Origin of the sequence: Agrobacterium vitis (genome assembly GCF_013426735.1) — a bacterium.
Classification (GTDB): domain Bacteria; phylum Pseudomonadota; class Alphaproteobacteria; order Rhizobiales; family Rhizobiaceae; genus Allorhizobium; species Allorhizobium vitis_D.
In genome coordinates, this window is the sequence record NZ_AP023274.1 from 201,879 (window position 1) to 215,205 (window position 13,327).

The 13,327-nt window shown below is 60.6% G+C and carries 4 protein-coding genes; all 4 read right to left on the reverse strand.

The genetic code is table 11. From position 1 onward, the window contains the following. Positions 1-2: 2 nt before the first annotated feature. Complete coding sequence (locus tag H1Y61_RS23200; protein WP_180575488.1) at positions 3-7,724, reverse strand: non-ribosomal peptide synthetase; 7,722 nt, start codon at positions 7,722-7,724, stop codon at positions 3-5. Then, a complete protein-coding gene (locus H1Y61_RS23205) occupies positions 7,721-12,121 on the reverse strand; it encodes a type I polyketide synthase (protein ID WP_180575252.1) in 4,401 nt (1,466 codons plus the stop codon). The genes H1Y61_RS23200 and H1Y61_RS23205 overlap by 4 nt, the downstream gene beginning before the upstream one ends. A gap of 67 nt (positions 12,122-12,188) precedes the next feature. After that, on the reverse strand, positions 12,189-12,749 hold the full coding sequence (locus H1Y61_RS23210) for a siderophore biosynthesis protein (RefSeq protein WP_180575253.1): 561 nt from the start codon (positions 12,747-12,749) through the stop codon (positions 12,189-12,191). Continuing rightward, the gene (locus H1Y61_RS23215; protein WP_180575254.1) at positions 12,746-13,324 is read right to left on the reverse strand and encodes a hypothetical protein; all 579 of its coding nucleotides are present in this window, start codon (positions 13,322-13,324) and stop codon (positions 12,746-12,748) included. Before H1Y61_RS23215 ends, H1Y61_RS23210 begins: the two co-directional genes overlap by 4 nt. Between the last annotated feature and the right edge of the window lie 3 nt (positions 13,325-13,327).

The following is a 13,327-nucleotide window of genomic DNA, read 5'->3' on the forward strand; positions in this document are numbered from 1 at the left end:
CCTCAGAGATTGCGCAGGATGGCTTCGAGGTCATCCTGATCAAGTGTCATGTGCTTGAAGTCCGCAGGTGTATAGCCGGCTTCGGTAGATGTCAGGCAGAAATCGACAAGGCTTTCGAGATGGTTTTGCAGCCCCGCTGCAAGCGTCTCGATTGTCTGTCGATCGTGAATCTGCCGGGAATAGGCAAGGCGAATGCGCAAATGCCCACCGCTGACAATTGCATTGATATCAAGCAGCACCCCGCGCCCATTGCGCGCGCCACGCGGATCGCCCGCCGGTTCAGTTGCGCGTGCCAGCAACGCATCGCCGGAAAACAGCGTGTCCGTCTGGCCAAGATAGTTGAAGCGGATCTCGGAGATATCCTCCAGCCGTGGCAATGCCACGCCCTTCAGATATTTCAGGACGCCATAGCCGATGCCGTCGTTTGCAATACGGCGGAGACTTTCCTTGACTGAAAGCAAAGTGGTGCGCCTGTCGCGCCCGGTGACATCGAAGAGAACGGGATAAAGGCCTGTGAACCAGCCGACGGTGCGGCTCAGATCGACGCCTTCGAACAGGTCTGCCCGGCCATGACTTTCAAGGATCAGCCGGAGCCTGTCGTGTCCGGTCCAATCGCGGATTGCATTATAAAGTGCCGCAAGCATGATTTCTTCGGCATCGATTGGATAGCAGGACGGCACGTCCCGGAGAAGGCGTTCGGTGAGATCAGGATCGATTGTCAGATCAACGATGTCGGTGTCGCCAGCGCAATTGCTGCCCGAACGGTCCGTCGGGATCGCTGCGGTCTTGGCCTCGGTCATCGTGCGCCAATGGTCCTTTTCACCATCGAACACCGCGCTGTCTTTCAGCGCGCGCACCCAGCTATCAATCCCTGTTGTTCGGGGCGGCAAGTTCATCTCGAGACCGGCTTCACCCGCCGCCAGACATGTTTGAAGGTCATCAAGGAGGATGCGCCAGGAGACCCCGTCGATCACGAGATGATGCGCTGCGATCACCAGCCGTTGCTCCTGCCCGTCGATGGTGACAAGCGTGGCACCCCAGACCGGGCCTTCGGCGAGATCGAAGCTGCGTTGCAGCGCATTCGCTTCGCTCAACAGCACGGCATCGGCCTCGGTTGTCGTACAACGGGTGGAACGCAGCGGCGGTGCCCCTTCGGCTTCCGTCATTACCTGACGCCACTGTCCGTTTTGCTGGCAAAAACGACCACGCAGCGCATCATGGGTCTGGTGGAGAAGGTCTATGGCGTTTTGGAGCGTCTTCTCGTTGATCATCCTGCCGGGTTTCAGCACCAATGCCTGATTCCAATGGGCAATATCAGGATAATTCTGCTCAAAAAACCAATGCTGGGCCGGGCCAAGCGGAATGTCGCCACTCATTGGTCCGGTCTCAGGCAGTTCTGCTGCCAGATTCGAGACGGATGCGGCAAGGGCTGCAAGCGTTGAATATTGGAAAATATCGCGTGGTTTGATGGCAATGCCAATGCGGCGCGCCGCAGCCACGACCTGAATAGCAAGAATTGAATCTCCACCAAGCGCAAAGAAGTTGTCGTTGCGTCCAATCGCCTCGCGTCCGAGAAGTTTTGCCCAGATCGCGGCGATATTCTCTTCATGGCCTTTGTGCGGCGTCTGGTCTTCTGCAAGCGTTTTGGCTTCATCGGATGGATCGGGCAGAGCCTTGCGGTCGAGCTTACCGTTCGGCAGGCGCGGGAGCTTGTCCAGCATCGCAAAAAACGTCGGCACCAGATGGCGCGGCAGTTCTCGGCTCAGATGGGCAGAGAGCGCTGCCTTACCGACAGGTGCCGCCACCTCAATCCAGGCGGCGAGGCGGGCATAGCCGGTATTGTCCCGCCAGGCATCGACGGCAGCACCTGTCACGCCGGGATAGCGCATCAGCACGGCCTCGACCTCGCCCGGTTCGATCCGAAAACCGCTGATCTTCATCTGGCGATCAGTTCGGCCGAGATAGTCGAGATTGCCATCGGCCAGCCGACGAACGCGGTCTCCGGTCTTGTAGAGCAGGTGGGCTTGGCCGGTGCTGTCAAACGGGTTTGGCAGGAAGCGCTCCGCCGTCAGGTCCGGGCGATTGTGATAGCCGCGCGCGATACCCTCGCCTGCCAAATAAAGCTCGCCGGGCATGCCGATTGGCACTTCGTTGAGTGCTGCGTCAAGAACATGGGCGGTGGTGTTGGTGATGGGCTTGCCGATATGGATGGGCAGCCCCGCGTCATCGATCCGGCATCCGGTGGAATAGGTCGTGTCTTCGGAGGGACCATAGAGATTGTACAGCGCCTCAACCTGTCCAGTCTCCAGAATCGCGCGTGCAAGGCTCGGTGGCAGCGGTTCGCCCGCAAGGCAGACTGTTTTTGCCTTGGTGGGCAACGGGCCAAACCGCATGAGTTCGGTCATCGGGGTCGGCACGGTGTTGATGAACGTGATCTCGTGCGCAAATGCTGCGTCCGGCAGTTCGAAAAGATCATCAACGATGAAAATCCGCCCACCAGCGGCAAGCGTCACGAAAATTTCGAAGATGGACAGGTCGAAGCAGACGGATGTTGACGCCAGCATTCCGGCAAAGCTTTCCGCCGGGAACGTGTCGAGCGCCCAATGTGTGAAGGCAACCGCATTGCGATGTTCAATTGCAACCCCCTTCGGCTGCCCTGTCGAGCCGGAGGTGTAGATGAGATAGGCGAGATCGCTGCCTTCGGTCGCATGGGGGAGAGGGGCCCCGGAGACGGCCTGCGTTCCGTTCCAGACGGCGTTCGGATCAAGCGTCTTGATCTCGGCGAAGTCGGCGCGCTCTTCTCTTGTCAAGATGAGGGAGAGGCTTGCGTCGCTTGCGACAAAGGCGATCCGATCTGCCGGATATTTGGGATCGAGCGGCACATAGGCAGCGCCCGTCTTCAAGACGGCAAGAATCGAAGCAATGAGGTCGATGGTGCGCTCAAGGCAAATACCGACGGCACTGCCGCGTCCGATGCCAAGGGAGGCGAGATGCCGGGCGAGCGCCTCCGCTTGCCGATCAAGCTCAGCATAGGTGGCGCTCCGGTTCCGATCTGTGACGGCAATGGCATCTGGTGTGCGCTCGGTTGAACGCGCGAAGAAGCCATGCAGGCTTGCTGGCACCGCATCATAGGTCTTTGCCGTCGCGTTCCAGACGGCGATTTGCTGGCGCTGGCGCTCGGGCAGGCCGTCTATTTCGATCTGTGCTCGCTCAGGGGCCGATAGAAGAGCCTCGACCAAGGCCGTAAAAGCCTCGGCCATGTGGAAGATCGTCTCTTGGCGGAAGAGATCACTGCGATAGATCAAGGTGCCGGAAAACTGGTCGCCGCGATGGCGCAGGTCAAGCGTCAGATCGACCTTCGATGTTTCCTGTGCGAGCATCACCGGGGTAACCGTCAGGCCATCGGGGCATGGGCTATGCTGCTCGTCGGCTTGCCAGGTGACCATCACTTGGTACACAGGGTTATGGCTCCAGCTGCGCTCGACCGAGAGGGCATCGACCACGCATTCAAATGGCGCGTCTTGATGGCGGAAGGCATCAAGGACGAGCAAACGTGTGGCCGCGACCTGCTGCTCGAAGCTTGTCGCAGCATCATGCGTCAGTTTCAGCGCCAGCGTGTTGACGAACAGCCCGATAACATCCTCCAGCGCGCGGTTTGGCCGTTCGGATACCGGGGTTCCGATGACGACATCGGATGCGCCGGAATAACGCGACAGCAGGGTCGAAAAGGCGGAGAGAAGCACCATGAAGGGTGTGGCGTCCCGCTCATGGGCAAAATTGACCAGACGGGCCGTAAGCGCACTATCGAGATGGAAGGGAATGCTGCCGCCCTTGAATTCCTGCCGCGCACCACGCGGAAAATCCGTCGGCAGCTCCAGAAGCGGGGGGGCATGTTCCAGCTGGCGGCGCCAATAGTCGATCTGCTCGCCCAGCGGCTGCTTTCGCTGCCAAGCGGCAAAATCACCATAGGTCAGGGTGAGCGGTGGAAGGTCTGCCACTTTGCCCTGTCGGCCCGCATCATAGAACCGCGTCAGATCCCGCAGCATCAACTGAAGCGATTGCGCATCCGAGACAATGTGGTGGATCGCGACGAAAACAACGTGCTCGTCAGCGGAGAGACGGAAAATTCGGGCGCGGAAGAGGGGACCACTCGCCATGTCGAACGGTTGCCTGCATGCCGCAGCCAGCGCCTCCGGCAGGGTGGCCTCGTCCACGTCCACGATTGCGATGTCTGGAGCGCTGGTTCCACCGATCTCGACCACAGGTTTGCCATCGCGATTGACGATCCGCGTGCGCAATGCCGGATGGCGTGCGACAAGGGCTGTGAATGCGTGTTGCAACACCTCCAGATCAAGCGCGCCATGAAAGCGGATCGCGGCAGGAACAGTGTAGGCGGCGCTGTCTGGCTCCAGCTCGGCCAATGTCCAAAGCCGCTGCTGGGCAAAGGACAAAGGTATCGTCGCACTATTCGGGAGGGCATCTATCTCGTTTGCAGGTGCTGCCATCGGCGTCTCGTCACGCTCAAGCGCTGCGGCGAAATCCTTGAGGCGGGGGAATTCAAACAGCTTTCGCAGCACGGCATTTGTTGGAAGCGATGATGAAAGCCGGGTAATCATGCGCATAGCCAGCAGCGAGTGGCCGCCGAGCCGGAAGAAATTGTCGTCCCGGCTGATCGAATCGATGGCCAGCACATCAGCCCAGGCATCAGCGACACGCTGTTCCGTTTCGGTCTCAGGCGGGCTGGACCCGGTGGCGACTGTTGCGGCCAGCGATGGCAGTGCTGCGCGATCAATCTTGCCGTTCGGCTGCTGCGGCAGGCGCGGCAGGAAGCACCACAGCGTCGGCACCATATGCACGGGGAGGACTTCGGACAGCGCGCGGCGCAGCTCGGTTTCATTCAGCCTCACGCCGTCTTGGGGTTCGATAAAGGCGGCCAGCTGCCGATCAGTGCCTTGCGTCACAGCCACAACTGCCTTTTCGACGCCCTCCATCTGTTCGAGATTGTGTTCAATCTCGCCTGTTTCGATGCGCAAGCCGCGCACTTTGACCTGATGGTCAAGCCGCCCGCAGAATTCCAGATTGCCATCTGCCCTGCGGCGGATGCGATCCCCGGTCCGGTAAAGGCGAGAGCCGGGCTCACTCGAAAACGGGTTGGCAATGAACCGCTCAGCGGTTTGCTCAGGTCGGCCAAAATAGCCGCGCGCCAAGCCCGTACCGCCGAGATAAAGCTCGCCAGAAAGGCCGGGCGGGCGCAGGCGGCCGGCACGGTCGAGAATATAGGCTTGCGTGTTCGGCAATGGCTTGCCGATAGGCACAACGCCGCCCTGATAATGATCGCCCTGCAACGGAACTTCCGTTGAAAAGCAGGTATCCTCCGAAGGACCGTAGAGATTGAGGATACGCAGGTTCGGATAATCGCGTTTCAGGATGGCAACGAGTGCTGCTGGCAATGGCTCGCCGCAGAAGGTTGCCGTCTGTACGCTGTCTGGCAATCTGTGTTCTTGCAGCAATTCTTGCAGGAGGCTGGGGACCGTATTGATGAAAGTCACATCAACCTTGGCGGCAAGCTGCGGCAGTGCCAGAAAATGATCTGCGACAACGAGCGTGCCCCCGAGGACGAGGGGCGCGTAAAGCTCGAAGATCGACAGGTCAAAGCTGATCGAGGTCGGCACCAACATGCGCGCCACCTCTTCGCGGCTGAACCGCTCCCGCGCCCAATACATGAAGGCGACGACGGAGCGGTGTTCTATCGCCACGCCCTTGGGCCTGCCCGTCGAGCCGGATGTATAGATGATGTAGGCGAGATCGTTCGGTGAGACGGCAGGCCGCGTCTCCAGCCGGATGTCCGGCAATGTTGTGACGTCAAGCAGCGTTTGCGCCTGCGTGACGAAGGCCGGGCGGTGATCAGCGATCAGGATGGTAATCCCGCTGTCCTCGGCAATGAAGGCGAGACGGCTTGGCGGATAATCGGCATCGAGCGGCACATAGGCCGCACCTGCGCGCATGATGCCAAGGATACCCGCGATCATCCGGGGCGAGCGGCGCATGCAAATGCCCACCCGGTCGCCGGGCTTTACACCAGCCGCAACCAGATTTGCGGCAATGCGCGAGGACTGCGCTTCGAGCTCGCGATAGGACCACGTCAGATCGCCATCGGTCACCGCGTCCGCATCCGGCGTTTCCTCGACTTGTTTCAGGAAGAGATCATGCAGGCATTCTTCAACCGGATAATCTCGCACGGGACCGGAACCCGCCGCGATGATGGCCGCTTCCTCCTCCGGTGCCAGCAGCGAAAGCGTCGAGAGCCGCCGCGAGGGTTCGCGCACCACAAGCTCCAGCAGGCGCTCAAAACGGGCAAGCATAGAGGCGATGGTGCTCTCGTCGAAAATCTGGCTTGAATATTCGATCTTGCCCTTGATGTCCGGCTGGTCATCTTCGAGGTTGAAGCGCAAGTCATATTTTGTTGCCACTTCGCGCAGCGGATAGGTTTCAATCGTCAATCCATGCAGACCCGGCGGCGGGGCAACGCTGTGCTGGATGTCGAATTTCACGTTGAAGAGCGGGTTCAGGTCCGAGAGCGAGCGCTCTGGATTGATCGCTTCGACGAGGCGCTCAAACGGGATATCCTGATGGGCAAGGCCACGGCGGACAGCGTCGGCGACCTTCTGGAGCAGGTCCGTAAAGGCTGGATCGCCGGACAGGTCGTTGCGGAAGACGAGTGTGTTGACCAGCGGACCCATCATGGTCTGGGTCTCGGGCCGGTCGCGGTTGGCAACCTCGCTGCCAAGGATGATATCGTCGCTGTCGGTATAGAGATGCAAGAGCACGTTGAAGGCGGCAAGCAGCAATGTGAACAGACTGACATTCTGCTCGGCAGCGAGTGAGCGCAGCTTGAGCGACAATGCACGGTCGATAAAAACGGGAAGGTGTGCGCCGCTGAAGCTCGCTGTCAGGCTGTGTGGCCGGTCCAATGGCAATTCCAATACGGGCAGTTCGCCCGCAAGGCTTTCTGTCCAATAGGCGAGCTGGTTGGCAAGAGTGGGACCGTCCAGTAAGTCGCGCTGCCACAGCGTCCAATCGGCAAACTGCACCGGAAGGGGCGCAAGTGTTGCTGCTGTTCCCGTCGCTTCGGCATGGTAGAGCGTTGAGAGATCGCGGGCAAAGACGCCCATCGACCAGCGGTCGCTGATGATATGATGCATGCCAAGCGCCAGCACATGCTCGTAATCGTTTACCGCAACCAGCGTCGCGCGGATCGGCGGGCGGGTGAGGTCATAAGGCGTCTCGACAAATGCTTTGAGCTGAAGACGGGCTTCCTTTTCCGGGTCTGCATGCTGTCGGCAATCGTGATAGCCAATATCGGCCGCGCCGGATGCCTCGACAATTTGCTGCGGCTGGCCATCCTCGCCCATCGTAAACCGCGTTCGCAGGGGTTCGTGCCGAGCAATCAGGGCGGCATAGGCGCGAGACAGGGCTGCGCGGTCCAGCGGGCCTTTCAGCCGAAGTGCTAGGTTCATGTTATAGGCCACGGTGCCGGGTTCCAGCTGCTGCATGAACCACAGGCGTTTTTGCGCCGATGACAGCGGAACCGCAGCCTCGCGGTCTGCCCTCGGCTGGATGCCGGAGGGGGCGGGAACCGTGATGCCTTGTGCTTTCAGCTTTTGTTCCAGCAGCGCCCGCCGCTCCGGCGAAAGCCCGGCAATCTTTGCGAAAACTTCGTTCATTGGGCATTTCCTCCGGCGAGAAGCCTGCTCACATCGGCGTCGGACAGGGTGTCAACCTCATCGAGAAGATCGGCGAGGGCAGAAAGGTCGGTCTTTTCCGTCATGCGCTCCAAAATCGATTTGGAGATGGCCGCAGCTGTCGGATTGTCGAAAAGCAGCTCGCGCATGGCGATATCGACGGGGAAGGCCTCCCGGAGTTTGGCAACGGCGCGAATGGCCAGCAGGGAATGGCCGCCGAGTTCATAAAAGCCGTCATCGGCCCCGATAGGCTTCAGGCCGAGGATCTCTTCGAAAATGCCGACGATCCTCGCTTCGGTTTCATTGCCCGGCTTGCGGTAGGCGACACTGAGTGCGGGGCGTCCACGCCCGCCGTCAGTGGCGGTTGGCTCTTGCGCATCCATATCGGACGCGACCGGGGGAATGGCCCCACCCGACAGCATGGTCTGTCCGGTTGCGCCGTTTTCAATCAGGCATCGCGTCAGATCCCATGCGGCCTCCGTCGATATCGCGAAGGCGTTTGCACGGCCCGTCGCCTGCAAGGTCGTGCCGGGTTCCGCCTCGATCAGTGGATAGCCGATGGCAAACCATGGCGTGGTGCCATTCTTGTTTTCTTCAGCGACAATCCGGTCGATGGCGTGGTGCGTGGCGGCGTAGGAAGCAAGGCCCAGCCCGCCAACGAGGGTTGAGAGCGAGGACTGAACGCAGCAAAAGCCGATTTTCCGCTTCGCGATAGCGTCACCCAGCGCACGAACCGGGCGCAGTTTGCTTGCGATATTATAGGCCCAATGCGCCTCCGCCAGCTCACCAATCAGCGCGGCGGATTGATGGTTCGACTGCGGAAGACTGAGAAAGATGCCATCGATGCGGCCCAGTTCTGCTAACACATCGTCCAGAGCGCCTTTCAAGGCGGCGACATCGCCGCAATCGAGCTGCCGTTTGAGACGTGCCGGATACTCAAAAGTCGGTGCCGCAGAGTCTTGAAGCAAGGCGACGGTTGCGCCAAGCCCAGACAGAGCATCAACCCAGGTCTTGCCAACGCCATCAACGATATCGCCGACCACCACATAGACGCCGTTCCGCTTGAAGTCCGGGCCGCCTTGCGGCGCGTCAAACCGTTCCGTCTCCGGCAGCCAGCGATGCGCGCCACGCAAGGCAAGCACATCGTCTTTCCCCGACAGAGCGTCGCGAATACGCCTTGCACTCTCAAGTGGCCGTGCAGCATCGATGTCGATATGACGGCAATGAAGCGATGGATATTCTTGGGCGATCACCTGGAGAGTGCCAGCCACCAGAGCCTGCGGAATATCGAGATCTTCCAGACCCGTCACATCGGCTGCCGATCTTGTCAGAAGCGTGAGGGTGACGGCGCGGTCGTTCTTGGCCAGTTCCCGCACCAGCGCTAAAAGGGCTTGCGCCGCAGTTTCCGGCGTTTCGTTCGAGCAAGGGGTGAGAGGCCAGCCGAAGACGATATGGTCGGGGCTTGTCCCCCGCTCGGCAAGGGTCTCGAAAAGGCTGGCGTAGTCGTCGCTGATCGTGGGGCGGAGGCTGAAGCAGCGGAAGTCGGGTTCACTGAAACCAGCGCCGATCATGGCACGATAGGGTTCCGCACCGCTGCGCTCAAGCTCAGTGGCCAGAGCGGAGCCAAGCTGACCATCGTCGAAAACAAGCACGCGGCCCTTCAACCGGGCAGAGTTGTGGTTCAATTGCGCGCGCCGCCAATTGGTGCGGTAGAGGCCGGGGCCTTCAACATTCGCGGCCGTCTTTTTGGGCGCGGCACGCTCGCTATCCGCATCGACCCAGTAACGCTCGCTTTGGAAGGGATAGGTGGGAAGCCGTACGCGGCGTCGGCCAGAGGCTTCAACTGAATCCAGAACGCCGTTCAATTGCCAGAACTGACCGACCGCAGACAAAACCTGCCCCGATTCATCCTTGCCTTCTGCAAGGGTCGCCAGAATTCGGCTTCCATCAACGCCCGTCACAGCGGCCAAGGTGCCGAGTGCGCGACCGGGGCCGATTTCTATGAAAACAGGCGCTGCAAGCGATTGCAGTGTGCGTGTCCCATCTTCGAAGCGGACGGGCTGCAACAGGTGACGCGCCCAATAGTCCGGGTGGGTCGCATCCTGTGCCGTCATCCATGTTCCCGTGACATTGGAAATCAGAGGAATTTGCGGCACTGAGAGGCGCACACCTGCAACGATATCGCGAAACTGTACTGCCGCTTCCGTCATCATCGGCGAATGGAAGGCGTGGGCGGTTTTCAGCAGACGCCCGGCAATGCCCTTGTTTTTCAGGCGCACTTGTAGGCTTGCAATCGCCTCCACCGGGCCGGAGACAACGCTGACACCGGGCGCATTGGCAGCGGCAAGCGTAACGGCCCCGTCAAGCCACGGCGTGATCGGCTCATCCGCATGCATCACCGCCAGCATGGCACCGCGTGCTTGCGCCTGCATCAACCGCCCGCGCGCAACAACAAGCTGGAGCGCGGTTTCGAGGTCGAAGATACCAGCAAGGCAGGCGGCGACATATTCGCCGATGCTGTGGCCATGCAGGGCCACCGGTTTGACGCCGTGGCTCATCAAGGCTTGCGCAAGCGCATATTCAACGGCAAAGAGCGCGGGTTGGGCAAATGCCGTGCGGTCAAGGTCATCCGCGTTCGAAAACAGGCAGGCTTTGAAGTTGATCCCCATCAGCCCATCCAGTTTGGATGCGCAGGCATCAAACGGGGCGCGAAAGGCTGGCAGGTCGGCGTAAAGCGCCTTGCCCATCGCCGTATACGGGCTGCCCTGACCGGGAAACAGGAAAACGGCTTGCGCTGTCTCGCCTTCCGCCGTGCCTGTTTGAGAGAGGTTGCGCAGGTTGCTGACAGCCTCTTTGGCATCGCGTGCCACGACGAAGCGTCGCTTGGCAAAATCGCGGCGGCCATGGCGCAACGTGTGCGCAACATCCGCAAGCGTCGGGGCATCTGTATGGTCCAAGCTTGCTGCGAGGGCCTCGCTGCTGGCTGCGAGCTGCTCCTCGGTTCGTGCCGAAAGAAGCAACAGTTCCGGGCCGCTGCCCGCCTTCGATGCTGGGCTGGGTGAGGCCTCTTCCAGCACGACATGGGCATTGGTCCCGCCAATGCCGAAGGAGCTTACGCCTGCGCGGCGCGTGCCAATCTGGTTGTCCCAATCGCGCAAACGTTGATTGACGAAGAAGGGGCTGGCTGCGAAATCAATCTGCGGATTCGGGTTCTCATAGTGGAGGCTTGCCGGAATCCTCCGGTTTTTCAGGGCCAGCACGGCCTTGATGAAACCTGCAATACCAGCGGCGGTGTCGAGATGGCCGATATTGGTTTTGACGGAGCCGAGCGCGCAGAAGCCCCGGCGCTCGGTATCGCGGCGAAACGCCTTGGTTAGCGCTGCAACCTCTATCGGGTCGCCGAGTCTGGTGCCCGTTCCATGGGCCTCGATATAGCCAATGGTATCAGCGCGCACGCCTGCCATGGCCTGCGCATCGGCGATCGCCGCCGCCTGACTATCGACCTGCGGCGCGGTAAAGCTCGCTTTCAACGCTCCGTCATTGTTGATCGCTGAGCCAAGGATGACGGCGTCTATCGTGTCGCCATCGGCCAGCGCATCTTCCAGCCGTTTCAAAACGACGATGCCGACCCCGCTGCCGGGGACCGTGCCGCTTGAGGCCGCGTCAAAAGCGCGGCAATGGCCATCAGGCGAGAGGATTCCGCCTTCGCGAGCGCGATAGCCGGAGGATTGCGAGAGTGCAATGCCGCCAGCCAGCGCCATGTCGCAATCGCCGGATAGCAGGCTTTGCGCGGCCATGTGGACGGCAACGAGTGAGGAGGAGCAGGCGGTTTGCACGGTAATGGCCGGGCCTCGCAGGTTCAGCTTGAACGCTGTACGGGTGGCCAGAAAGTCCTTGTCATTGCCGACGAACAGCTCATAGGGGCTGACGGTCTCGCGGATGCGGCTATTGTCATGCAGGTTGAAGACATAGGTATTGATGCCAGCGGCGGCGAAAACGCCAATCGGTCCTTGGTAGCGATCACCCACATACCCAGCGGCTTCCAGCGCCTGCCAGGCGCATTCGAGGAAGATACGCTGCTGCGGATCGAGAATTTCAGCCTCCGCCGGGCTGTAGCCGAAAAACCCCGCATCGAAGCGATCCGCACCCGCCAGCGGTGTGCTGGCGGCGACAAAATCCGCAAGTGCTAGCGTTTCCGCAGAGACGCCGCGTTGTTTGAGCGCTTCCGGCGAGAGGCGCTCAATCGATTCCGCACCATCGACAAGGTTTTGCCAGAAGCGTTCAACATCCGGTGCACCGGGAAAGCGGCCAGCCATGCCGATGACGGCAATATGATGCCTGTTGTCATCAGAGAGAGGGGCTGCGGACAGGTCATTCATAACAAGGTTCCTTGATCTGTTCTCTTGGGTCACTTAAGAATTGGGGTCACTCAAGAATTGGGGGCGCTCAGGAATGAAACGGGCAACCTTTGCCCTTGGGATCGATGAGGCCGAGCCGTCCGCGCTCAAAACGGCGCAGCGTATCGACAGCATTGCGATCCTCAAACCGCAGGCTTCCGCTGTCCACGAAGCGCGAGCAGACGCCCGCATGGCTTTCAGCGAGATATTTATAGGCCGCAATAAACTTGGAATGGGCGCTGACGAGCTCATTCGGCAGCGTTTCAAAAATCGGGCGCAGATCCCGCCAGACGCTGATCAGGACCGCATGGTCCCACGACATCAGGCCGCTGAAATCGTCCGATTCCACATGCGGCTGGGTCATGGAGGTGCGCACAGTCGCCTCATAGACGTCTTTTGGAAAACTCGCGGCGAGTTCCATGGACGCAGCCGAGGAGACAAGCAGTGTCGAGGCGGTATTAAGCTCCTGTTCGGCAGACGTCAGCTGACCGTGCTCCACCGACAGCTGGAACCGGCGCAGCGAAACGATGAGCCCCTGAACGTTCAGGAAGAATGCCCAGTGAAACTCCCGCCAGATCGCATAGGGAGAGGGAGGGCCGAGGGCGATCATCGAAGCGGCTCCAGACCGAAGGTCCGGGCAAGCAGATGCGCGTGGCTTTCAAAGCCTTCCATCTGGTGGCGGACGTGGACCACGGGAAGGTCCGGGCTGCGGGCAAAGAGCTGCGTGACGGCGCGCACCGTCTGAATGAGGCTCCGCACCATGGCGACGGCGGGTTCTTCCGCAGACTGACGGTTGACGCGGAAATAGCGATCATAATCCGTTGCCTGAAAGGGCGTGAGCGGCAGCCCCGCCGTTTCGATTTCCGGCCTTTCGCCTGCCGCCTTGCCCAGATCAGTCAGCAGCGCGTCCAACTGTGCGGTGCTCTGCGGATGGTCAAGCTTAATCGCCTCAAGCAGACCGGAAAGCACGCCATGCATGCGGCGTTTCTCGATCTCGCTGAGCGGCGTTTCAGCGGGCAACCCGTCAGGAAGTGGCAGGTCGAGCCAGCCATCATCGGCCGGTGCCTCCATCGGACCGGATGCCTTGACCTCTTTCAGGGTGATCTGGCCGCGAACCGGATTTTCGACAGCAAGGCTCTCCTCGCGCGCGGCATCCGGGTCGAGGGCGCGTTGATACTGGCTCAAGGC

What these genes read in the sequence shown, in the direction of transcription:
- H1Y61_RS23200 (WP_180575488.1), bottom strand. Translation starts at nt 7,724, where the DNA reads ATGAACGAAGTTTTCGCAAAGATTGCCGGGCTTTCGCCGGAGCGGCGG.
- H1Y61_RS23205 (WP_180575252.1), bottom strand. Translation starts at nt 12,121, where the DNA reads ATGAATGACCTGTCCGCAGCCCCTCTCTCTGATGACAACAGGCATCAT.
- H1Y61_RS23210 (WP_180575253.1), bottom strand. Translation starts at nt 12,749, where the DNA reads ATGATCGCCCTCGGCCCTCCCTCTCCCTATGCGATCTGGCGGGAGTTT.